Consider the following 21385-nt stretch of genomic DNA (forward strand, 5'->3'; position numbering starts at 1 on the left):
ATACGCCTGGCATTGACTGCCGCTGAAACCGGCCACCTGGTATTCGGTACGCTACATACCAGTTCTGCTGCTAAAACCATAGACCGGGTGGTCGATGTATTCCCTGCGGCTGAAAAAGAAATGGTGCGCTCCATGCTGTCAGAATCTTTGCGCGCGGTGATTTCACAAACCCTCTGTAAAACCAAGGATGAACAGGGCCGCGTGGCCGCCCATGAAATCATGATAGGCACACCGGCGATCCGAAATCTGATCCGTGAAAACAAGATTGCACAGATGTATTCCGCAATCCAGACCGGGCAAAACGTCGGTATGCAGACCCTGGACCAGAACTTACAAGATCTGGTGAAGCGCAATATCATTAGTGCCGGTGAAGCGCGTACTAAAGCCGCTAACCGCGATTCGATTATTGGGTAACACACACGATGGATAGCATACAAACTGGTGCCGACCTGGCCCAGACAGAGAAGTTTGTAAATGACTTGCTGAAGCTGATGGTGACCAAAAAAGCGTCAGACCTGTTTATCACCGCCGGTTTCCCGCCCGCGATGAAGATAGACGGCAAACTGACGCCAGTGTCATCGCAAACGCTCAACCCCCAGCAAACGGCCGAAATTGCACGTGCCGTGATGAATGAAAAACAGGCGCATGAGTTTCAAGCCACGCGTGAATGCAATTTTGCTATCAGCATGTCTACGGTGGGCCGCTTCCGCGTCAACGCCTTTATTCAACGCAGCGCGACTGGGCTGGTGTTCCGGGTCATCAACACGAATATCCCCAACTTTGACGATTTAAAACTGCCGCAAGCCCTCAAAGAGGTCGTGATGGCCAAACGCGGACTGGTGATTTTTGTAGGCGGTACCGGCTCAGGCAAGTCCACTTCGATGGCGGCAATGCTCGGTCATCGCAATGAAAACAGCTACGGCCATATTATTACCATTGAAGATCCGGTCGAGTTTATCCACGGCCACAAGAATTGTATTGTCACTCAGCGCGAAGTCGGGGTAGATACCGAAAACTGGCATACGGCATTGAAAAACACCCTGCGTCAGGCGCCGGACGTGATCATGATAGGTGAGATCCGTGATCGTGAAACCATGGATTACGCGATTGCCTTCTCGGAAACCGGGCACCTGTGCCTGGCGACTTTGCATGCAAACAGTACCAACCAGGCGCTCGACCGGATCATTAACTTTTTTCCTGAAGAGCGCCGTCAGCAATTGTTGATGGATTTATCACTCAACTTACGCTGTGTTGCTTCACAACGCTTAATTCCGAAAGTGGATGGCACCGGTCGTGTGGCAGCGGTTGAAGTCTTGCTACATTCGCCCTTGATCTCAGACCTGATTTATAAAGGCGATGTACACGCGATTAAAGAGATCATGGCTAAATCGCGCGAACTGGGCATGCAGACGTTTGACCAGGCTTTGTTTGAGCTTTATGAATCCGGCAAAATCACTTACGACGATGCCTTGCGAAATGCCGATTCGGTGAATGATTTAAGGCTGAAGATTAAACTGAATAGCAAGCTGGCAAATCCGGAAAACCAGGATCAAAGCAAGATTTCTAACCTGGATATTTTATAAATTGATTCTTTGCTACTATTGAAAGCGTAACAGTTAACAACAAAAGGCCCCACCCGCGTTAGTGAGTGGGGCCTGTTTATTGACGCCAGCTGAAAGCGCTCAAGAGGTTAGCTGCAATGTTTCCTGCTGGAACACCAGTGCACCACTGGTGAATGTTGCTGATACTTTACCTGCCAGTGACTGGTTCAAAAACGGCGTATTTTTGCCCTGGCTGATCAAAATGCGGCTATCCACACGCCACTCTATTTCAGGGTCGTAAATTACCACGTCGGCGATTGCCCCGACTTTCAGGTTGCCAGCCGGTACGCCTAGAATACTGGAGGGGGTTTGCGTGATCTTCAACAGTGCTTGTGCGGGTGCAAGTTTGGCTTGCGCAGCCCATTTCAAGGTCAAGGGCAGTAATAATTCCAATGCTGAGGCGCCGGGACGGGATTCGGCGAACGGTAAGGCTTTATCGTCATCATCAACCGGTGTGTGATCCGAGCAGATCGCATCCAGCGTGCCATCGAGCAATCCCGCGCGTAAGGCATCGCGGTCACGCTGGGTGCGCACGGGCGGTCTCAAGTGCACCATGCTGTCAAAGAACCCGATATCCATTTCCGTCAGGTGCAGGTGCTGGATGCTGACATCAGCGGTCAGGCGTACACCAGACTGTTTTGCCTGGCGGATCAGTTCCACAGATTCGGCAGTGGAGACACGGGCAATATGCAAGGAGGCGCCAGTATCCTGGGCAATGCGTAACATGGTTTGCAAAGCGATACTCTCTGCCGCTACCGAAATGCCTTTCAGACCAAGTCTGGATGCCACTTCACCATCATGGGCAACCCCATTTTTCGCCAGGTAAGGGTCTTCGGCACGCATAAATAATGTGTAACCGAAAGTCGCTGCATATTCAAAAGCACGCCACAGCACTTGCGTATCGACAATGGCAATATCAGCCTGTGAAAAGCCGACGCAACCTGCCGAAGTCAATGCAAACATTTCTGTGAGGAAGTGGCCTTCCAGCTTACGGGTGACTGCGCCTAGTGGATATACATGCGCCAGTGCATGAGACTTGGCACGATGCTTTAACATTTCAACCAGCCCGGGTTCATCCAGGACCGGGTCTGTATCCGGCGGGCATGCCAGGCTGGTGACGCCACCCGCCATGGCCGCACGTAATTCGCTCAACAGGGTAGCTTTATATTCGCTGCCGGGTTCACGCAAGCGTGCGCACAAATCCACCAGGCCGGGTAGCACCCATTTGCCATCGGCATCCACGGTTTGGTCTGTCTTGAAGTTTGCAGGTGCATCGCCAATGGCGACAATTTTGTCGTCGCTGATATAGACATCGCTGACTTGATCCAGCTGCTGGCTGGCATCGATCACGCGACCTTGCCTGATTACGATATTCATGCGGCGTTGCCTCCCCCGAGAATCGCCATTACCGCCATGCGCACCGCGATGCCATAAGTGACTTGCGGCAGGATCACCGATTGTTTTCCGTCTGCCACGCTGGAATCGATTTCGACACCACGGTTCATCGGTCCGGGGTGCATGACGATGGCATCAGGCCTCGCCAGGGTGAGTCGTTCCGGCGTCAGGCCAAAGGTCTGGAAGAATTCCTGGGTACTTGGCAACAAGGCGCCAGACATACGCTCGTTTTGCAGGCGCAGCATCATGATCACATCGACATCTTTCAGACCTGCTTCCATATTGTGGAACACCTGAACACCCAGTTTTTCTACTTCGGCTGGCAATAAGGTACGTGGCGCAATCACGCGGATTTCAGGGACCCCCAGTGTGGCAAGCGCGTGAATTTCACTACGTGCTACCCGGGAATGCAACACATCGCCTACTATCGCGACGCGCAGGTTATGCATCTCAGGTTTGTATTTGCGGATGGTGAATACATCCAGCAGGCCCTGGGTGGGATGCGCGTGGCGACCATCGCCGGCGTTGATTACACTGATATGCGGTGGCACATGCTGTGCAATGAAGTGCGCGGCGCCGCTTTGCTGGTGACGCACCACAAACATATCAGCATGCATCGCAATCAGGTTGTTGACGGTGTCCAGTATGCTTTCACCTTTGGATTGCGATGAGGTGCTGACATTGAGGTTTAACACGTCGGCAGACAGCCGTTTGGCTGCAATTTCAAAGGTAGTACGTGTGCGCGTACTGTTTTCAAAAAACAGGTTACAAACGGTTTTGCCACGCAACAGCGGCACTTTCTTGATCTCGCGTTCGGCCACGCCGACAAAGTTTTCAGCAGCATCCAGAATATCGGTCAGGATGCGTTTGGGCAGGCCCTCGATACTGAGCAGGTGTTGTAGTTGCCCCTGCGCGTTCAGTTGCGGGTTATACATGTGAATTGGCTCCACTCTCAGGTGTCGGCTTGTTGGATTCGGTCACGCTAAGATTCAGGCGGCCCTGTGTATTGATGGAAAGCTCAAATGACTGGTGCGGCTGAAGCGGAATATCGGCACCCACGATGTCCGGAGTGATAGGTAATTGTGCGCCGCCGCGGTTGATCAGTGCGGCCAGTTCAATCAAGCCTGGGCGACCATAATCAAATAGTTCGTTGATCACGGCGCGCACTGTACGGCCTGTGTAAAAAATATCGTCGATCAGAATGATATGCCTGTCATTGACGTCGAAAGGGATATGCCCGGGCTGGACGGTAGTTTTCATGCCGCGTCTGGCATAGTCATCGCGGTACATGGAAGCATTCAGTTTGCCGTGTGCAATATCTCTGCCAAGATCGGATTGCAGTCGTTGCAGCAGTTTTTCCATCAGCCACACGCCACCGGTGTAGATGCCGACTAAAGCGGTATTGTCATGAACGCGGGGTTTTAATTGGTCGTAAAGCTGATCCAGCAACTGTTCGGGGTCAGGCAGTATCATGAGAGTCCTGTGCTATGAACGTGAGTGATAGGCGTCAAAGTAAGATTGTAATATAGTTTGTGCGGCAACCTGGTCCAAATGTTGTTTTTGCGCGAGGCCTGTAATGCCTGCCTCGCGCAGCGACTGTGCTGCTTCGGCCGAGGTCAGCCGCTCATCGATCATCATCACCGGCAGGTTAAAGCGGCCTTCCAGCCGCTGGGCAAATTTTTCTGCCAGGGCAGTCATGGCATGCGCGTCGCCATCCATGGTCATGGGCAGGCCTACGATCAGTAATACAGGTTGCCATTCCTGCAACAGCGACGTTATCTGCTCAAATTTTGCGGCATTGTCTTCCGCGTCTATGGTCAGTAAAGGATGTGCCAGGCTAAGCAAGGTTTCGCCGACTGCCACGCCTATGCGCTTTTCACCAAAGTCAAACGCGAGCACGGTGCCGTCAATGTCAGGGTAACGGCGTTCTCTGATCGGCAGGTGGCTTTGATTCAGGGGTTGCTTGCCGTGCTTGAGCGCTTCAGGCATGCCCGGCCACCTCGGACAGGTTGGCATAATCCACCCCGAGTTGCTGCATGGCCCATAGCACCTTGTCATCATTCGGCAGGGTGAAGATAAGTTTATGCAGATGTTCGCGGTCTTCCAGAGGCAATGTGAGCCAGGCATTGGCCTGGATTTCATCTTCCAGCTGGCCGGAAGACCAGCCGGTATAACCTAGGGCAATAAACATATCCTGCGGGGCTTCATCGCGTGCTGCGGCTTCCAGGATATCCTTGGAGGAAGTCATCGCCAAGCCTTCCGATAAACCCAGTGTAGTGTTGAATTCAGTGGCAGGTGTGTGCAACACAAATCCCCGTTCAACTTGTACCGGCCCGCCAAAATGTACTAGCCTGTCCTGCTGATGCGGGGCGTCACACGCCATATCCAGTTGTTCAAACAGGTCGCCGACATTGAGTTGCAACGGGTGGTTGAGAATCATGCCCATGGCGCCGTCATCATCGTGACTGCAAATCAGGATGACACTCTTGCTGAAATAGGGGTCCTGCATGGCTGGCATGGCGATCAGGATCTGGCCAGTCAGGTTCAATCGTTCGCTATGTCCGCTCAAAGTGCCGTCTTCGCTTAAAGGTAATTGTTCACTCATATAGGTGGGGCTTCTTCCTCGCTGAGGTAGCCGGTGATTTCCAGGCCGAAACCATCCATGCTTGGCATTTTGCGCGGGGCTGCCATCAGGCGCATTTTTTTCACGCCCAGGTTCAGCAATATCTGTGAACCTATGCCGTAGTTGCGTAATTCCTGATTGAGTGTGATTTTCTGGTCGGCGCGTAAAATCCTGTCCGTCAGACCCAGGCCATCTTCATCATGGTTAATCAGCACAATCACACCACAAGGCGCATTGCTGATGGTGCGCATGGCCTGTAACAGATTCCAGCTGTGTGATTGATGGCTGCTATCCAGCAAATCAATCATCGATAAAGGCTCATGCACACGCACCAGGGTTTCTTCGGCTGTTTGCGGGTCGCCTTTTATCAGCACCAGGTGGGTTTCCTGCGCGATATTGTCACGGTATGCGATCAACTGCATGGGCCCGAAAGCCGTTTCAATTTTGCGCTCGGCACTGCGTTCGATCAGCGTTTCATGCGCTGCGCGGTAATGGATCAGGTCAGCAATCGTGCCTATGCGGATGTCATGCTCGGCAGCCACTTGCATAAGGTCCGGCAGGCGCGCCATTTCGCCATCGTCTTTCAGAATCTCGCAGATGACGCTGGCAGGTTCACAACCAGCCAGTTGTGCAAGATCGCAACCCGCTTCGGTATGCCCGGCACGTACCAGCACGCCACCATTCATCGCGCCGATCGGGAAAATATGACCCGGGCTGACGATGTCACTGGCTTTGGCATTCTTGGCAATGGCCGCGCGAATTGTGGTGGCGCGGTCTGCCGCCGAAATCCCCGTCGTCACACCTTCTGCCGCTTCAATTGATACCGTGAAGTTTGTGCCAAGACGCGTGCCGTTTTTGCGTGTCATGGGTGGCAGGTTCAGCTGGCGGCAACGTTGCTCGGTCAGGGTCAGGCAGATCAGGCCACGGCCATACTTGGCCATAAAGTTGATATGTTCTGCGGTGATGAATTCGGCTGCAATGACGAAGTCACCCTCGTTTTCCCTGTGTTCGTCATCCACCAGGATGACCATTTTTCCGGCGCGGATATCGGTGATGATCGCTTCGATAGTACTGATATGGGCCGACATTATTCCCGCTCCCAGGCTTGCATGCGCTCTACGTAGCGCGCAATCAAATCAATTTCCAGATTCACTGCATCTCCGGGTTTGGCAAACTGCATAATAGTGTGTTGCATGGTGTGGGGAATCAGGTTGATGCTGACCTCATCCTGCGAGATAGCGTTGACTGTCAGGCTGATGCCATTCACGCACAACGAACCTTTTTGTGCGATGTATTTACTCAAGGCATGCGGCGCACGTACTTTCAGCAGCCAGCATTCGCCAACCTCTTCCAAAACGCTAATGGTGCCCACGCCATCGACGTGACCGGTCACCAGGTGCCCGCCAAGCCGGTCAGCCAGCCTCAAGGCTTTCTCAAGATTCACCGGGCCAGGCTTACCCAGGCCGGTGGTGACATCAAGAGTGGCTTTGGAAACCATGACTTCGAAAGTAGTAGATTCCAGTCGGGTCACGGTGAGGCATACCCCATTGACAGCGATGCTGTCACCCAGCTGTACATCTTGCAGGCCTAAATCGGAGGCTTCGATACGTAATGCGCAGTCGTCGCCGTGTTTGACTACGTCGGCAATGTGGCCGACGGTTTGAATGATCCCAGTGAACATGGTGTGATTTTATCAGTGCTGCATGCTAAAGTAATCACATTCACGCAACATTTTTCATAATCCAACATTTTCAATCATACACGGTGACCATATGCGTTTAGATGATCTGGAAGAAAGCCAGCATGTAGAAGATAGCCGCGGCAGCGGCATGATCGGTGGTCGCAGCATAGGTATAGGTACGATTGCCATTGCACTGGTCGCCATGTATTTCGGCGTCGATCCAAACCTGGTGTTGAACTTGGCGCAACAAGGCCAGCCAGCTACGCAAACTTCGGCGGCGCCTGCTGACAGCAATGACCCGAATGTGAAATTTGTCTCCCGAGTGTTATGGAGTACCGAACAGGTCTGGCAGACATTATTCTCAAACGCCGGACAGCAATACAGTGCACCTAACCTTGAAATATTCGGCGGTGCCACACAAACAGCGTGTGGCCAGGGCCAGGCAGCGATGGGGCCGTTTTATTGCCCTGCAGACCAGAAAGTCTATATAGACCTGAGTTTTTACCAGGAGCTGCAAGAGCGTTTTAAAGCGCCTGGCGATTTTGCCCAGGCTTATGTGATTGCACACGAAGTCGGCCACCATGTGCAGAATTTATTGGGCACTTCAGAAAAAGTGCAACAGGCCAGGCAACAGGCAGGTTCAGAAGCTGATGCGAATGCCTATTCGGTGAAGCTGGAATTGCAGGCAGATTGCTATGCCGGGGTGTGGGCACATCATGCAGATGAGAAATTCCGTATCCTGGAAACTGGCGACATTGAAGAAGCCTTGCGCGCAGCGACTGCGATTGGCGATGACACCTTGCAAAAGCAGACGCGCGGTTATGCAGTGCCCGACAGTTTTACCCATGGCAGTGCCGAGCAGCGTGTACACTGGTTTAAAACGGGTCTGCAATCAGGTAGTGTCAACGACTGTAATACATTCAAAAATGCAGGGTAAGTTGTTTGGAAATATTTAAATCGCAGGAAAGATAAGGCATGACCGAACAAAGTAATTCTTCAACGGCAGCATCTGCAAGCGATCATCCGGTCGACCAGCATTTAATCGAAACCACCGTTTCCAGCGAAATTCTGGCGCAAGGCAAAATGCTGACCGTGCGCTACGATCAGGCACGCCTGCCGAATGGCACAATCAGTGGACGCGAGTATGTGATCCATCCAGGGGCTGTGGTGGTAGTGGCGTTGACGCAAGATGGTGGTGTGGTGCTTGAAAGACAGTTCCGCTATCCGCTCAAGCAGGTATTTGTAGAGTTGCCCGCCGGTAAAATTGACCCGGGCGAGCCGGTATTGCAAACCGGGCAGCGTGAGTTGCTGGAAGAAACCGGCTACAGCGGCAACGAATGGGTGAAGCTGGGTATTCAGCATCCTTGTATTGGCTATTCGAATGAGGTGATTCATATTTACCTGGCGACCGGCCTGACGCTGGGAGCGCATGCCAGGGATATTGATGAAGCGATGGATGTGTTTGTCTGGCCGTTTGCGCGCGTGATACAAGCGATTGAAAGTGGCGAGATCACCGACAGTAAAACGATGGGGGCCATGTTGCTGGCAGAACGTTATTTGCTCAAACATCCGGTGCCAGGATTAAGTCTTTAAGGAAGTAGTTGATGAAAGTATTACAAATAGGCTGTGGCGGCTTAGGGACATTAATCGCGCAGGAAACGCTAGCACACGGGCATGAACTGACCATCGTCAGGCGTTCCAATCAAGCTGTACCTGAATCTGCGCAAGTATTGCATCTGGATGTGGTCAATGGCGAGGCATTAGCGGCGCTTGCTGAGTTACAGCCGGAGATTTTGCTGTATTGCCTGGCACCCGTGGAAGGGCAGTCTTACCACCAAACATATGTGCAAGGCTTGAAAAATGTGCTGGCACATGTATCGAAATCGGCATTACGCCATGTCTTTTTTATCTCCAGCACAGGCATTTACGGCGAACATCAAGGTGAATTTATTGATGACAGTACCGCCGTCGTGCCTTTGGACGCTGATGGGCAGGTGATGCTCGATGCTGAACGATTGCTCTATGCGTTGCCTTGCGGGCATTCTGCATTACGTGTTTCAGGTATTTATGGTCCGCAGCGTTTGTATTTATTGCGGGCTGTACAGGATAAAGCCCGCTGGCCAAAGGTTGCCCATTGGACCAACCGTATTCATGAACGGGATGTCGCGAGAGCTGTGGTGCATTTGTATGAACAGGTGGCGAACCAGGCTGTATTGCCTGCGCATTGTATTGTGACTGATGGCGTACCGGCCTTGCAGCACGAAGTATTGCAATGGATGGCGGCCAGGCTGCAAGTACCGTTGCCAGATACGCCTCCTTTGCAACCGCAGACGGGCAAGCGCATCACTAACCAGTTTTTGCCACAAAGTGGTTTTAAATTACTGTTTGCCGACTATAAAGCTGGCTATGAATCCATACTGGCGGCTAAGCATAATGATTAGGTCCTATCCATACTCGCAGGCAAAATCACCGGGCCTGCTGAAAGCATTATTGTTTGCGGCGTTGCTATTGGCGAGTGTGGTCACCAGCGCTGATGATGGAGAAGGCTTCCCGGCCTGGGTCTCTGCAGTGCGGCAGGAAGCACTGGCTTTGCATATTTCTCCGCAAGCAGTTGAAGCCACCTTCAACCAGGTCAGCTATCTGCCAAAACTGATTGAACTGGACCGCAAGCAGCCCGAATTTGTGACCAGCTTTTCCGCCTATGTGAATCGCCGTATCAACCAGCGCGTGGTCAATAAAGGCAAGCAAATGCTTCAAGACTACCAGGGCATTTTGTATGTGGTGGAGGAGTTATATCAGGTACCTAAAGAAGTGCTGGTGGCCTTTTGGGGAATGGAAACCAACTTTGGGGGCTATATGGGAGATATTCCACTAGCCTCTGCGCTGGCTACCTTGTCCTACGAAGGTCGGCGCGCCGAGTTTTTTAAACGTGAGTTGTTTGACCTGATGCGGGTGGTCGAGCGTGAGCACTATTACGAAAGCCCTATCACAGGCTCTTGGGCAGGTGCCACCGGGCATATGCAATTTATGCCGAGCACATTGCTGAAGTACGGGGTCGATGCGGATGCAGATGGCAAAATTGATATCTGGGAGTCGTACCCTGATATTTTCAGCTCTGCTGCCAACTATCTATCCCAGGCAGGCTGGCAGCCAGGTAAGCCTATTAGCATGATGGTGGCTCTCCCGCCAGGATTTGACTACAGCCTGGCGCAATTACAGGCGAATAAACCGGTCAGTGAGTGGGTGGCGCTGGGTGTCGTCGGCATTCCGGACAGTATATTGAGTTTGCCGCGTGCGGCCATTATCCTGCCGCAGGGCTTTGATGGGCCTGCTTATATGGTGTTCCCGAATTTTGATGTGATCATGCAATGGAACCGCTCAGTGAATTATGCACTCAGCGTGAGTCTGTTAAGCCAGCAGTTGCGGCAAGATATGTACACACTGGCGATGCCCCCGGAACCACCAGCACTCAGTTACCAGCAAATGTGGGCATTACAGGAGGCGCTGAACGCGCAGGGGTTTGATAGCGGCACGCCGGATGGCTTTCCTGGTGGCAAAACGCAAGCTGCGATTCGGCGCTATCAGGCAACACAGAAGTTGCCACAGGATGGTTACCCAGGTATTGAGATATTTAACCGGCTGACTGCGCCACTACCTTGAAAAGAGGTTAATGGATTTTAAGTTGACTTGACGCAGAGGGTATTGTCAAATCGGCGGGAATGAAACGGCAATAACGTAATAGCATTGCTCAGTCAGCGTTTTAGGTAATTGATTGATAATTTGTTGAGCCAGTACTGGCTAATCGAACTCGGTATTTATAAACTGATAATAAAGTTTATGCCATTGCCTCGCCGCCTGCTTTCGGATAGAATGCGCAACCTTATTGATTTGCACAATTTAAGCAGTACTGCAAATTATTTAGTCGCGTAGCTCAGCTGGTTAGAGCACCACCTTGACATGGTGGGGGTCGATGGTTCGAGTCCATTCGCGACTACCAGATATTAAAAGCCACCTCAAGCGAGGTGGCTTTTTTGTTTTTCGATAAGTTTCGCAGTTTTTGATACTCAGTTAATTAAGAGTGCTCTGCTCTAAATGCACTGCTTAAACTTTGATGAGTAGTTCCGTTGCAGACTTTTCACGCGCTGTGCGATAATGTTTGTTTGATCGCAGAATGGCGCCATGCGCTTGTTTTATTAGTGATTTTAACCTTTCGAGAGAGAATACATGCCTGTAATACGCTTGCCTGATGGGTCCACCCGAAGCTTTGAGAATTCGGTGACCGTGGCTGATGTTGCGATGAATATTGGTGCCGGGTTGGCGAAAGCCGCGTTGGCAGGCAAAGTCACGCAGCCAGGGCAGGAGGCGAAACTGGTCGATACCAGTTACCTGATTGAGCAGGACGTCGATCTCGCGATTATCACCGACAAAAATGAAGAGGGCCTGGAGGTGATTCGCCATTCCACCGCTCACTTGTTGGCCTATGCCGTCAAAGAGTTATTTCCTGATGCGCAGGTCACTATTGGCCCTGTGATTGATAACGGCTTTTATTATGACTTTAGCTATAAGCGCCCGTTTACACCGGACGATTTGGTAGCCATTGAAAAGAAAATGGTTGAGCTGGCAAAAAAGGATGAAAAAGTCGAGCGCACCGTATTGCCGCGTGACGAAGCGGTCGCTTATTTCAAGAGTATTAACGAACATTACAAAGCAGAAATCATTGCCAGCATTCCTAGTAATGAGGATGTTTCTCTATATGGCGAAGGTAACTTCACTGACCTATGTCGCGGCCCTCATGTGCCGAATACAGGTAAATTAAAAGCATTTAAATTGATGAAGCTTGCTGGTGCTTATTGGCGCGGTGATAGCAATAACGAGATGCTGCAACGTGTTTACGGCACAGCCTGGCGTAATAAGGATGAGCTGGAAGCTTATCTGCATATGCTGGAAGAAGCTGAAAAGCGTGATCACCGCAAGCTGGGTAAGCAACTGGACTTTTACCATATGCAGGAAGATGCGCCGGGCATGGTGTTCTGGCATCCGCGTGGCTGGGTCATTTGGCAAGAAGTCGAGCAATATATGCGTGCCAAATTCAAAGAGTACGATTACCAGGAAGTGCGTACGCCAACTGTGCTGGATAAAACGCTGTGGGAAAAATCCGGCCATTGGCAAAATTATCGGGACAATATGTTTATCACCCAGTCGGAAAGCCGCGATTACGCAGTAAAACCGATGAACTGTCCCGGCCATATCCAGATTTTCAATAGCAGCCTGCACAGCTACCGCGACCTGCCATTGCGACTGGCTGAATTCGGCTCGTGTCACCGTAACGAACCTTCGGGTTCCTTGCATGGTTTGATGCGCGTGCGTGGGTTTACCCAGGATGATGCGCACATCTTTTGTATGGAATCGCAAGTCGAAGCGGAAGTGGCTGACTTTATCAAGATGCTGTACGAAGTCTATAAAGACTTCGGGTTTGATGACGTGATCGTCAAATTGTCTACCCGTCCTGAAAAGCGAGTAGGTACTGAAGAAGCCTGGGATATGGCGGAAACCGCATTGGCTAATGCGATTAAAGCCAATGGGCTGGAGTTTGAATATCAACCAGGCGAAGGCGCATTTTATGGCCCTAAAATCGAATTTACACTTAAAGACTCACTGGGGCGTATGTGGCAATGTGGCACCATACAGCTGGACCCTAACTTGCCGGAACGCCTGGGTGCGGAGTATGTGGCAGAAGATAATTCCCGCCAGCGCCCGATTATGCTGCACCGCGCCATTGTCGGCTCCATGGAGCGTTTCCTCGGTATTTTGATTGAAAACTTTGCTGGTGCCATGCCAACCTGGTTGGCACCAGTGCAGGTAATGGTGTTGAATATTTCTGATGGCCAGGCTGATTATGTGCGCCAAGTAATTGAAAGTTTGAAGAAAAATGGCATTCGATGCGATTTTGACTTGAGAAATGAGAAGATTACCTATAAAATACGCGAACATAGTTTGCAGAAGTTGCCATACCTGATTGTGGTAGGCGACAAGGAAATGCAAAATGGTCAAGTGGCCGTACGTACCAGAAAAGGTGAAGATCTGGGTGTAATGACGGTAGACGCGTTTGTAGCGCGTGTACAGCAAGACATTCAAACCAGAGTCTGATTTTCCACGGTGCTGTGCGGCTTTGTTTATTGTTTAGGGGATTGATATAGCTCAAGATAAAGATACGCGTATTAATGGCGATATTACTGCGCCACAAGTACGTCTGGTAGGTGTAGATGGTGAACCGTTAGGTGTAATGACTCTGAAAGAGGCCTTTGCCAAAGCGGAAGAAGCCGATATTGATATTGTTGAAATTGCGCCAAATGCAGCACCGCCAGTGTGCCGTTTGATGGATTACGGCAAATTCAAATACGCTGAGAGCAAGCGTATGCATGAGCAGAAACTCAAGCAAAAACAGGTGCAAATTAAAGAGGTCAAATTCAGGCCCGGTACCGATGATGGCGATTACAACATCAAGTTACGTAATATCATCCGCTTTTTGGGCGATGGTGATAAAGCAAAGATTACTTTGCGCTTCCGTGGTCGTGAGATTACGCACCAGGAGTTTGGTTTGGCGTTGTTAAAACGCCTCGAAGCAGATTTAACAGAACATGCCCTGGTTGAGCAATATCCTAAAATGGAAGGCCGCCAAATGGTAATGGTGCTGGCACCGGCTAAAAAAGTTATTCCGGTAGCAAAAAAAGCAGATAAACCAGCTGATAAAGAAACACCAGCCGCTGAATAATTTCTGCGCGAAAAGTTAAAGTAATAGATAAAGTTTTTTTGGAGTAATACGGCTAAATTGGCTGCCTAGTTACTCTCTATTCAACCTCTAAGGAGACCAAAATGCCAAAGATGAAAACAAAGAGCAGCGCCAAAAAGCGCTTTAAGTTCTTGGGTAATGGTAAAGTGAAACGTACGCACTCTCACTTGCGCCATATCCTGACCAAGAAAACCACCAAGCAAAAACGTAAGCTGCGCGGCACTTCCATTATTTCTGCTACTGATGTCAAACGCGTTCGCGCAATGATGCCAACACAATAAGGAGACCGATATGCCTAGAGTAAAACGTGGCGTCATAGCACGCGCAAGACATAAAAAAGTTTTAAAAGCCGCTAAAGGGTACCGTGGTCGTCGTAAGAACGTTTACCGCGTTGCCAAACAGGCAGTGATGAAAGCCGGTCAATATGCATACCGTGACCGTCGCCAGAAAAAACGTCAATTCCGTACATTATGGATTGCGCGTATTAACGCTGCAGCCCGTGAAGCTGGTTTGACATACAGCCGTTTCATGAATGGCTTGAAAAAAGCTGCGGTTGAAGTAGACCGTAAAGTATTGGCTGACCTGGCTGTGTTTGATAAAGCTGCTTTCGCTAAATTCGTAGAATTGGCAAAAACAGGTTTAAGCGCCTAGTCTGACCTAACGAAAAAAGAGGCTGCGGCCTCTTTTTTTATTTCAATTGCTGCAATAAAAAAATAATCGCAAGAAAATATAATTATGGCCGATCTCACCCCCCTAATCGCAGATGCAGCGCAAGATTTTGCTCACTGTCATGATGTGCCTGCCCTGGAAAATGCCAAAGCCAAATATCTGGGTAAATCTGGCGTATTGACTGAAGCCCTCAAAGGCCTGGGTAAACTCTCTGCGGAAGAGCGTCCGGCTGCAGGTGCCGCGATTAATGTGGTTAAACAAGCGGTTGAGCAGGCACTCAATGCACGCCGCGACAGCATTCTGGCGGCAGAGCAAGCCAAACAATTGGCCAATGAGAGCATTGATGTGACATTGCCTGCCAGAGCACAGTCTGCCGGCGGTTTGCATCCTGTTACGCTGACATTGCGCCGGGTAGAAGAACTGTTCCATTCCATCGGTTTCAGCGTCGCCAATGGACCTGAAATCGAGACAGATTTCTACAATTTTACCGCGCTGAATATTCCGGATAATCATCCGGCACGAGCCATGCACGATACGTTTTACGTAGATAACGGCACAGACACCATGGAGCATGTATTGCGTACGCATACATCGCCAGTGCAAGTGCACTACATGGAAAACAATACGCCGCCACTTAAGATTATCGCCCCTGGCCGCGTGTATCGTGTCGATTCAGATGCCACTCATTCCCCGATGTTCCACCAGGTAGAAGGTTTATGGGTAGATGAGCAGATCAGTTTTGCCAACCTGAAAGGCGTGGTGCAGGATTTCCTGCAGAAGTTCTTTGAACGCGATGACCTGACAGTGCGCTTTCGTCCGTCATTCTTCCCCTTTACCGAGCCCTCCGCTGAAATGGATATGAGCTGGAATGGTGGCTGGCTTGAAATCGGTGGTTGCGGCATGGTGCATCCTGAAGTACTGAAACATGTGAATATCGATAGCGAAAAATACCGTGGCTTCGCGTTCGGCCTGGGAGTGGAGCGCCTGGCGATGTTGCGTTACGGAGTAAATGATTTGCGTCATTTCTTTAATAATGACCTGCGCTTTTTGCAGCAGTTTATTAAATAAGCGCCCATCACTTTTAAACCTGAGAAAATGTGAAATAAATGAGCGAGCGGGATGAAGTGCAAGGCGCACGGAACGCACGAATCAAGACAGTACATGAAGTACGGCTTGGTTGCGAAGCTGTATTTAGAAAAGTTTGCGCAACGCAGCAATTTAACCGCGTAGCCACTTATTCCATATTTCCTTCATCAGATAGGTAAAGATAAGAATATGCAGTTTTCAGAACAATGGTTACGTTCCATGGTCAACCCGGCGCTGGATACGGCGCAGCTTGGTCATGCGCTAACGATGGCTGGCCTGGAAGTGGAAGAGTTAACCGCAGTTGCGCCAGTTTTTCAGCGCATAGTGGTGGCGGAAATCCTTGAAACAGCTAAGCATCCGGATGCTGACCGCTTGCAGGTCTGTAAAGTCAATGTCGGCTGGGAAGTGCTACAGATCGTGTGCGGCGCATCTAATGCGCGTGCTGGACTGAAAGCGCCTTGTGCATTAGTCGGTGCAGAATTACCTGGTATCAGCATCAAGCAGGCTAAAGTTCGGGGTGTGGAGTCATTCGGCATGATGTGTTCAGCCAAAGAGCTGGGCATTGCTGCCGAAGCCAACGGCCTGCTCGAATTACCAGCTGATGCGCCGGTCGGACAGGATATCCGTGAATATCTCGACCTCAATGATCATACTTACACGCTGAAATTAACACCTAACCGTGCTGATTGCCTGAGCATTATCGGCATCGCGCGAGATGTCGTTGCCATGACAGGCGCACCGATTCAAGCACCTGCAATCCAGGCTGCTGTCGTGAACAGTCATCAAAGCAAGGCTGTCAGTATCACGGCCAGCGAAGCTTGTCCAGCCTATTACGGCAGGGTGGTTGAAGGCGTGAATGCACAGGCTCAAACGCCGGACTGGATGATCCGCAGGCTGGAGCGTAGCGGCATCCGCAGTATCAGCGCCTTGGTGGATATCACCAATTACGTATTACTTGAGCTGGGTCAGCCAATGCATGCGTTTGACCTGAATCTGCTGCAAGGCGATATCCAGGTACGTTTTGCACAAGTAGGCGAGAAGTTATCGCTACTCAACGATACTGAAGTTACTCTCAAAGCAGATGATCTAGTCATCGCCGATAGTACCGGTGCTGTGGCGCTGGCGGGAATTATGGGTGGCAAACCTACTTCAGTGACAGATAAGACACAGTCTATATTTCTTGAGAGCGCATTTTTTACGCCAGATACGATGGCTGGTAAAGCGCGCCGCCTGGGCTTGAGCACAGACTCATCTTACCGTTTTGAGCGTGGTGTGGATTTCGGTAATACTTCGCAAGCGCTAGAGCGCGCGACCAAGTTGGTACTAGACATCTGTGGCGGGAACGCCGGTCCAATTACTTCAACGATTGCTCAATTGCCAGAACGTAAACAAGTCACTTTGCGCTACGATAGATTGATTTCAGTGCTTGGCATTGAGATCAGTGCGGCACAAGTCGGCCAATTGCTCACCCAGCTTGGTTTTGTGTTCAGCGAAAATAATGGTGTATTCAGCGTGAGCGCACCTAGCTTCCGCTTTGATATTGCCCGTGAAGAAGACCTGATTGAAGAAGTCGCCCGCTTGCATGGTTATGAACACATCCCGGCCTTAACACCAGTGGCGTCACAAGGCATGCTGGCAGCGCCTGAAGCAATACGCAGCCATGATCGCTTGCGTGATGTGATGGTGCAGCAAGGCTACCAGGAAGTCATCACTTACAGCTTTGTGGATGCCGCCTGGGAGCGCGATTTATACGCTAACCAGCAACCGATCGCCCTTAAAAACCCCATCGCCAGCAACCTGAGCGTCATGCGCTCTGGCCTGTGGGGTGGCTTGCTCGATACCTTGAGCTATAACCTCAACCGCCAGCAATCACGTGCCATGTTGTTTGAGCTGGGCAGCCGTTACCTGCGTCAAGCACAAAGCTATACCGAAACATTGACTTTGTCCGGCTTATGTTATGGAAATGCCTTGCCAGAGCAATGGGGCAGTGCAGCGCGCCAGTTCGATTTTTACGATGCCAAAGCACATGTTGAATCATTATTCACGCAAATGGTACGGTTCGTTTCCGAGTCACACCCGGCATTGCATCCTGGACAGTCAGCACGTATTTACATTGGTGACAAAGCCGTTGGCTGGTTGGGCAAATTGCATCCGCAATGGCAACAGCAATGTCAACTTAACCAGGCCTGCTTCCTGTTTGAGATAGATGCCGCTGTCATCCAAACAAAGCAAGTTCCAGCATATCAAGAGGTAAGTAAGTTCTTGCCGGTGCGTCGCGATTTAGCCATGGTGGTTGATCAAAATATCTCCGCGCAAGCGATGATAGACGCCATAATTGCAGAGCAAATTCCACAGTTACAAACGGTCAAATTGTTTGATGTTTATCAGGGTAAAGGCGTGCCTGAAAACAAAAAAAGCCTTGCATTTCTTGTACTTATGCAAGATACTGCCAAGACTATGGTCGATGGGGAAGTGGACACAATCGTGGCACAAATCCTCAAAAATTGGTCATCGAAATTTTCTGCAGTACTAAGATGATGATTCGGATAATTGTTCTGATATTTCCTGGTTTAACCAAGAAATATCAGTTAATTCATTACTAGCGTAATCTCACATAATAAGAAGGTTCAGGGGATCGTTAATGACACTCACAAAAGCTGACTTGGCTGATTTGTTGTTTGAACAAGTTGGTCTGAACAAGCGTGAAGCCAAAGATATGGTCGAAGCGTTTTTTGAAGAAGTGCGTAATGCACTCGAAAAAGGACACAGCGTCAAACTCTCCGGTTTCGGTAATTTTGAATTGCGTACTAAATCCGAACGTCCTGGCCGTAACCCGAAAACAGGCGAAGAAATACCAATTTCAGCACGTCGTGTGGTGACCTTTCACGCCAGCCAGAAATTAAAACTGCGCGTTGAAGAGCATTACGCAGAACAACCATTACAAGCACAAGCCTAATTAATATCCATCCATGGTCGAAACGCAAAAAATCACGTTACCGCCTATCCCTGCAAAGCGCTACTTCACCATAGGCGAAGTCAGCGAGTTGTGTGGTGTAAAGCCACATGTATTGCGTTACTGGGAACAAGAATTCACCCAGCTCAAACCTGTCAAACGCCGCGGCAACCGTCGCTACTACCAGCATCACGAAGTCCTGCTCATCCGCAAGATCCGTGAACTACTGTATGAGCAAGGTTTCACCATCAGCGGTGCCAGAAACCGTTTGGAGGGCGTGGATGAAAAAGCAGATAAAAGTGCACGCGCCGCAGAAACGGCTAATGCGACTAACCAGAACATAGCTGCTTCATCCGCAGATGCATCCAAATTAAATTCTGTGGATATCATTGCGCTTAAAGCGCAATTACAGCAGGTAATCAACCTCCTCAAAACCGCGGCCTGACAGTCTTTTACCAATTACAAAACCGCATATTCTGCTTAGCGAATATGCGGTTTTGTTTTATAATTCAGCCTTCTTTTCAGGCGGGTTCCCGCTTGAACTCAAATGTCGGGGCGTAGCGCAGCCTGGTAGCGCACTTGCATGGGGTGCAAGGGGTCGAGTGTTCGAATCACTCCGTCCCGACCAATCAAACATTTCACGTCGTATCAATCAGTATCAAAATTAAACTCAAACCCCCAAAGTTAAATCACTACGGGACAGAGGTTGATAACTCGAAGTAACACCTAACTGAAAATGAATTACACAATATCATTCAGTTAGTAATCGATATACGTCACGGCCAACACAGGTCAATATCACCCAGTCTTGGAAATGCTGGAAAAGTCTGCGCCCACGTTTCGAAAATACACCATTAATGGCAAAATTAACCTAAATCATGCCGCCTGATTCCAATTACAGAGATTGATAAGTTTGCGTTTGCAAAGTAAGCTACATGAAAATCAATATATTTTATTAAAAATATAATTTATTGTGGTTGAAAGGGGAGGCGAATGAAATATCTTTTGCTAGCTGCTGTCATCTTTATTTTTTCAGTCAATTGCTTTGCTCACTCTGGTGGCACCGATAAAAACGGCTGTCACCACAATAAGAAAACCGGCGATTATCACTGCCATTAAATAAGGGCTTAGAGTTGATACAGTCTTATGGCAGGCATTTCAGATTCACTTCTACCAAGCAATTAATGCCTTATAAATTAGTAATTCTTATCTTAGCCTTTATGTTGAACGGATGCGTGAATAGGCACGATGCATATCGCGGAAGCAACAGCAAAGAGGAGCGTATTGCAGAAGAAGACCGGCAACGTGATCAGCACCCAGACGAACAAAAATATCAGCTAGGGTCTAGAGAAGGCTGCAATGCCGGCCGAAATGCTACTGGTGCCTGGGGCACGTCATTCACAAAGAATGATGATTTGTATGTGAATAACCAATCCTATAAAACTGGCTGGAATGACGGCTTTGCGAAGTGCAAGGCTGAAGGCAAGAGCTGAGTCACTGCGTAAGATAAAACCATAACCCGCCACCGAGCGGGTTTTTAACGCCTATTGATGTGTAATCGTAACCAAGTGAATTGGTTGGCAACCATAAATCATAAAGGCCGGTCACCCGGCCTTTATGTCAGAGAGCTTGATTAAGCTTGTTTTTTACGTACAGCAATACCTAATAAGCCTAAACCAGCAAGCAACATTGCCACGCTCTCAGGTTCTGGGACGGGAGTTATTGCAGGTATGGCAAGGGCAGACGCATTAACGTAGGCCTGCAACTGTAAGACACTGTCTTTATCATCGTAGAAGAAGAATTTAATACGTTTTGACACCGAGTACTCTCCTGAGTCAAATAATCCGCTTCCTGAGGTTAAGTCTGAAGAGATGCGAATGCTCGAAAATCCCCCATCAAATGAAAGTGAGGATAATAAAATTTGAACAAAGGCGTCGGAGCTATCAATTCCATTACTTTTATCTGCAGAGCCATAAACACTAGCATCAGCACTAAAGGATAGTAAGGTGAATGCTTTGTAATCTAATTGCATGTTGCCAAAAATATCAGAAGAAGCTCTGCCCCCTGGTGTATAAGCATTTGCTGAAAGTGATTGTGTTTGCGAGGTTCCAACTGCAGCGCTAGTACTTGAGCTTAACCCGTCATTGGTAGTCAAATTTAAAGAAAAGGGCAGCCCTGCTGAGTAAGTGTGTTCATACGCACTAGTCAAAAATTGATTGCTAACATTGTTATTTAAACTAATGGTTAATGTATCAAGATAAGGAACCACAGCATCTCCAGAGATAATCTCGAGCTTAAAGTTACTTAAAGAAGCACCAACTGAACTTGCTGCATTTGCATTTACTGAAACCAAAACGAGAGCGAAGAGTAGTGATATTTTTTTCATTATTTTTCCTATTTGTTTATTTGAAATTATTAGGGGAAATCATATTGAAAAATAATAATTTGGCAATAGGCAGAATGGGTTTAATGATAGTGATTAATTTGTTTACATAATTAATAAATAAAGGGCATGAGACTTTCTCATTGTCTAATTCCGCTAGCTGGTCATTGAGGCGCTTTTTTAATAATGTTTTAGATAGTGACT

At 49.4% G+C, this 21385-nt stretch carries 24 protein-coding genes and 2 tRNA genes; 18 read left to right on the plus strand and 8 right to left on the minus strand.

Annotated features, from left to right (window positions below; translation table 11 throughout):
* Together VK958_RS07235 and VK958_RS07240 are read left to right on the plus strand one after the other, a co-directional pair.
* The coding region (locus VK958_RS07235) for a type IV pilus twitching motility protein PilT (protein WP_325240237.1) at positions 1 to 414 on the plus strand (414 nt) is incomplete at its 5' end.
* Between the two features lie 8 nt (positions 415 to 422).
* On the plus strand, positions 423 to 1583 hold the full coding sequence (locus VK958_RS07240) for a PilT/PilU family type 4a pilus ATPase (RefSeq protein WP_325240239.1): 1161 nt from the start codon (positions 423 to 425) through the stop codon (positions 1581 to 1583).
* A 99-nt stretch (positions 1584 to 1682) separates the two neighbouring features.
* On the opposite strand, the gene VK958_RS07245 is transcribed toward VK958_RS07240, so the two are convergent.
* The 7 genes from VK958_RS07245 to VK958_RS07275 are packed head-to-tail and all read right to left on the minus strand — an operon-like array spanning position 1683 to position 7300.
* On the minus strand, positions 1683 to 2978 hold the full coding sequence (locus tag VK958_RS07245) for a dihydroorotase (RefSeq protein WP_325240241.1): 1296 nt from the start codon (positions 2976 to 2978) through the stop codon (positions 1683 to 1685).
* Entirely contained in the window at positions 2975 to 3931 is a 957-nt protein-coding gene (locus VK958_RS07250; RefSeq protein ID WP_325240243.1) for an aspartate carbamoyltransferase catalytic subunit, read from the minus strand. The genes VK958_RS07245 and VK958_RS07250 overlap by 4 nt, the downstream gene beginning before the upstream one ends.
* Positions 3924 to 4469 carry a bifunctional pyr operon transcriptional regulator/uracil phosphoribosyltransferase PyrR gene (gene pyrR / locus VK958_RS07255; protein ID WP_325240245.1) on the minus strand — a complete coding sequence of 182 codons (546 nt, stop codon included), beginning with the start codon at positions 4467 to 4469 and terminating at the stop codon, positions 3924 to 3926. Before pyrR ends, VK958_RS07250 begins: the two co-directional genes overlap by 8 nt.
* A 12-nt stretch (positions 4470 to 4481) precedes the next feature.
* Complete coding sequence (ruvX, locus tag VK958_RS07260) at positions 4482 to 4985, minus strand: Holliday junction resolvase RuvX (protein ID WP_325240247.1); 504 nt, start codon at positions 4983 to 4985, stop codon at positions 4482 to 4484.
* Positions 4978 to 5601 carry a YqgE/AlgH family protein gene (locus VK958_RS07265; RefSeq protein WP_325240249.1) on the minus strand — a complete coding sequence of 208 codons (624 nt, stop codon included), beginning with the start codon at positions 5599 to 5601 and terminating at the stop codon, positions 4978 to 4980. The genes ruvX and VK958_RS07265 overlap by 8 nt, the downstream gene beginning before the upstream one ends.
* Entirely contained in the window at positions 5598 to 6707 is a 1110-nt protein-coding gene (gene ribBA / locus VK958_RS07270) for a bifunctional 3,4-dihydroxy-2-butanone-4-phosphate synthase/GTP cyclohydrolase II (protein ID WP_325240251.1), read from the minus strand. Before ribBA ends, VK958_RS07265 begins: the two co-directional genes overlap by 4 nt.
* Positions 6707 to 7300 carry a riboflavin synthase gene (locus tag VK958_RS07275; protein WP_325240252.1) on the minus strand — a complete coding sequence of 198 codons (594 nt, stop codon included), beginning with the start codon at positions 7298 to 7300 and terminating at the stop codon, positions 6707 to 6709. Before VK958_RS07275 ends, ribBA begins: the two co-directional genes overlap by 1 nt.
* 91 nt (positions 7301 to 7391) lie before the next feature.
* Here VK958_RS07275 and ypfJ point away from each other — a divergent pair, with 91 nt between their 5' ends.
* From ypfJ to VK958_RS07355, 16 genes are all read left to right on the plus strand, one after another.
* On the plus strand, positions 7392 to 8237 hold the full coding sequence (gene ypfJ / locus VK958_RS07280; RefSeq protein WP_325240254.1) for a KPN_02809 family neutral zinc metallopeptidase: 846 nt from the start codon (positions 7392 to 7394) through the stop codon (positions 8235 to 8237).
* Positions 8238 to 8275: 38 nt separating this feature from the next.
* Positions 8276 to 8893 (plus strand): NUDIX hydrolase, encoded by a 618-nt coding sequence (locus VK958_RS07285; protein WP_325240256.1) that lies wholly within the window; start codon positions 8276 to 8278, stop codon positions 8891 to 8893.
* Positions 8894 to 8904: 11 nt separating this feature from the next.
* Complete coding sequence (locus VK958_RS07290) at positions 8905 to 9741, plus strand: NAD-dependent epimerase/dehydratase family protein (protein WP_325240259.1); 837 nt, start codon at positions 8905 to 8907, stop codon at positions 9739 to 9741.
* Positions 9734 to 10960 (plus strand): lytic murein transglycosylase, encoded by a 1227-nt coding sequence (locus tag VK958_RS07295; protein WP_325240261.1) that lies wholly within the window; start codon positions 9734 to 9736, stop codon positions 10958 to 10960. The genes VK958_RS07290 and VK958_RS07295 overlap by 8 nt, the downstream gene beginning before the upstream one ends.
* A 260-nt stretch (positions 10961 to 11220) precedes the next feature.
* Positions 11221 to 11297, plus strand: a tRNA-Val gene (locus VK958_RS07300).
* A 227-nt stretch (positions 11298 to 11524) separates the two neighbouring features.
* Positions 11525 to 13447 carry a threonine--tRNA ligase gene (gene thrS / locus VK958_RS07305; protein ID WP_325240263.1) on the plus strand — a complete coding sequence of 641 codons (1923 nt, stop codon included), beginning with the start codon at positions 11525 to 11527 and terminating at the stop codon, positions 13445 to 13447.
* A gap of 46 nt (positions 13448 to 13493) precedes the next feature.
* A complete protein-coding gene (infC, locus tag VK958_RS07310; RefSeq protein ID WP_325240399.1) occupies positions 13494 to 14072 on the plus strand; it encodes a translation initiation factor IF-3 in 579 nt (192 codons plus the stop codon).
* Between the two features lie 101 nt (positions 14073 to 14173).
* Positions 14174 to 14371, plus strand: a complete 198-nt coding sequence (rpmI, locus tag VK958_RS07315) for a 50S ribosomal protein L35 (RefSeq protein WP_019881750.1) — start codon at positions 14174 to 14176, stop codon at positions 14369 to 14371.
* 10 nt (positions 14372 to 14381) lie between these two features.
* On the plus strand, positions 14382 to 14741 hold the full coding sequence (gene rplT / locus VK958_RS07320; protein ID WP_055826068.1) for a 50S ribosomal protein L20: 360 nt from the start codon (positions 14382 to 14384) through the stop codon (positions 14739 to 14741).
* Between the two features lie 84 nt (positions 14742 to 14825).
* Positions 14826 to 15827, plus strand: a complete 1002-nt coding sequence (pheS, locus tag VK958_RS07325) for a phenylalanine--tRNA ligase subunit alpha (RefSeq protein ID WP_325240268.1) — start codon at positions 14826 to 14828, stop codon at positions 15825 to 15827.
* A gap of 207 nt (positions 15828 to 16034) precedes the next feature.
* A complete protein-coding gene (gene pheT / locus VK958_RS07330; RefSeq protein ID WP_325240270.1) occupies positions 16035 to 18383 on the plus strand; it encodes a phenylalanine--tRNA ligase subunit beta in 2349 nt (782 codons plus the stop codon).
* A 103-nt stretch (positions 18384 to 18486) separates the two neighbouring features.
* The gene (locus VK958_RS07335; protein ID WP_325240271.1) at positions 18487 to 18801 is read left to right on the plus strand and encodes an integration host factor subunit alpha; all 315 of its coding nucleotides are present in this window, start codon (positions 18487 to 18489) and stop codon (positions 18799 to 18801) included.
* Positions 18802 to 18814: 13 nt separating this feature from the next.
* Entirely contained in the window at positions 18815 to 19243 is a 429-nt protein-coding gene (locus VK958_RS07340; protein ID WP_325240273.1) for a MerR family transcriptional regulator, read from the plus strand.
* Positions 19244 to 19349: 106 nt separating this feature from the next.
* A tRNA-Pro gene (locus VK958_RS07345) sits at positions 19350 to 19426 on the plus strand.
* Positions 19427 to 19791: 365 nt separating this feature from the next.
* Positions 19792 to 19917 (plus strand): YHYH domain-containing protein, encoded by a 126-nt coding sequence (locus tag VK958_RS07350; protein WP_325240275.1) that lies wholly within the window; start codon positions 19792 to 19794, stop codon positions 19915 to 19917.
* A 65-nt stretch (positions 19918 to 19982) separates the two neighbouring features.
* Entirely contained in the window at positions 19983 to 20291 is a 309-nt protein-coding gene (locus VK958_RS07355; protein WP_325240277.1) for a hypothetical protein, read from the plus strand.
* Between the two features lie 140 nt (positions 20292 to 20431).
* Here the strand turns inward: VK958_RS07355 and VK958_RS07360 are convergent, their stop codons facing one another.
* Positions 20432 to 21184 (minus strand): PEP-CTERM sorting domain-containing protein, encoded by a 753-nt coding sequence (locus VK958_RS07360; protein ID WP_325240279.1) that lies wholly within the window; start codon positions 21182 to 21184, stop codon positions 20432 to 20434.
* Between the last annotated feature and the right edge of the window lie 201 nt (positions 21185 to 21385).

The sequence above is a fragment of the Methylophilus sp. genome (assembly GCF_035460085.1).
Taxonomy (GTDB): Bacteria; Pseudomonadota; Gammaproteobacteria; order Burkholderiales; family Methylophilaceae; genus Methylophilus.

Bases quoted from the DNA above. Each gene is read 5' to 3' on its own strand.
- VK958_RS07360 (WP_325240279.1), bottom strand. From the start codon at position 21,184: ATGAAAAAAATATCACTACTCTTCGCTCTCGTTTTGGTTTCAGTAAAT.
- thrS (WP_325240263.1), top strand. From the start codon at position 11,525: ATGCCTGTAATACGCTTGCCTGATGGGTCCACCCGAAGCTTTGAGAAT.
- VK958_RS07240 (WP_325240239.1), top strand. From the start codon at position 423: ATGGATAGCATACAAACTGGTGCCGACCTGGCCCAGACAGAGAAGTTT.
- ypfJ (WP_325240254.1), top strand. From the start codon at position 7,392: ATGCGTTTAGATGATCTGGAAGAAAGCCAGCATGTAGAAGATAGCCGC.
- VK958_RS07245 (WP_325240241.1), bottom strand. From the start codon at position 2,978: ATGAATATCGTAATCAGGCAAGGTCGCGTGATCGATGCCAGCCAGCAG.
- VK958_RS07275 (WP_325240252.1), bottom strand. From the start codon at position 7,300: ATGTTCACTGGGATCATTCAAACCGTCGGCCACATTGCCGACGTAGTC.
- VK958_RS07250 (WP_325240243.1), bottom strand. From the start codon at position 3,931: ATGTATAACCCGCAACTGAACGCGCAGGGGCAACTACAACACCTGCTC.
- VK958_RS07335 (WP_325240271.1), top strand. From the start codon at position 18,487: ATGACACTCACAAAAGCTGACTTGGCTGATTTGTTGTTTGAACAAGTT.
- VK958_RS07340 (WP_325240273.1), top strand. From the start codon at position 18,815: ATGGTCGAAACGCAAAAAATCACGTTACCGCCTATCCCTGCAAAGCGC.
- rplT (WP_055826068.1), top strand. From the start codon at position 14,382: ATGCCTAGAGTAAAACGTGGCGTCATAGCACGCGCAAGACATAAAAAA.
- ribBA (WP_325240251.1), bottom strand. From the start codon at position 6,707: ATGTCGGCCCATATCAGTACTATCGAAGCGATCATCACCGATATCCGC.
- VK958_RS07265 (WP_325240249.1), bottom strand. From the start codon at position 5,601: ATGAGTGAACAATTACCTTTAAGCGAAGACGGCACTTTGAGCGGACAT.
- rpmI (WP_019881750.1), top strand. From the start codon at position 14,174: ATGCCAAAGATGAAAACAAAGAGCAGCGCCAAAAAGCGCTTTAAGTTC.
- VK958_RS07350 (WP_325240275.1), top strand. From the start codon at position 19,792: ATGAAATATCTTTTGCTAGCTGCTGTCATCTTTATTTTTTCAGTCAAT.
- VK958_RS07290 (WP_325240259.1), top strand. From the start codon at position 8,905: ATGAAAGTATTACAAATAGGCTGTGGCGGCTTAGGGACATTAATCGCG.
- VK958_RS07355 (WP_325240277.1), top strand. From the start codon at position 19,983: ATGCCTTATAAATTAGTAATTCTTATCTTAGCCTTTATGTTGAACGGA.
- VK958_RS07285 (WP_325240256.1), top strand. From the start codon at position 8,276: ATGACCGAACAAAGTAATTCTTCAACGGCAGCATCTGCAAGCGATCAT.
- pheS (WP_325240268.1), top strand. From the start codon at position 14,826: ATGGCCGATCTCACCCCCCTAATCGCAGATGCAGCGCAAGATTTTGCT.
- VK958_RS07295 (WP_325240261.1), top strand. From the start codon at position 9,734: ATGATTAGGTCCTATCCATACTCGCAGGCAAAATCACCGGGCCTGCTG.
- pyrR (WP_325240245.1), bottom strand. From the start codon at position 4,469: ATGATACTGCCTGACCCCGAACAGTTGCTGGATCAGCTTTACGACCAA.
- pheT (WP_325240270.1), top strand. From the start codon at position 16,035: ATGCAGTTTTCAGAACAATGGTTACGTTCCATGGTCAACCCGGCGCTG.
- ruvX (WP_325240247.1), bottom strand. From the start codon at position 4,985: ATGCCTGAAGCGCTCAAGCACGGCAAGCAACCCCTGAATCAAAGCCAC.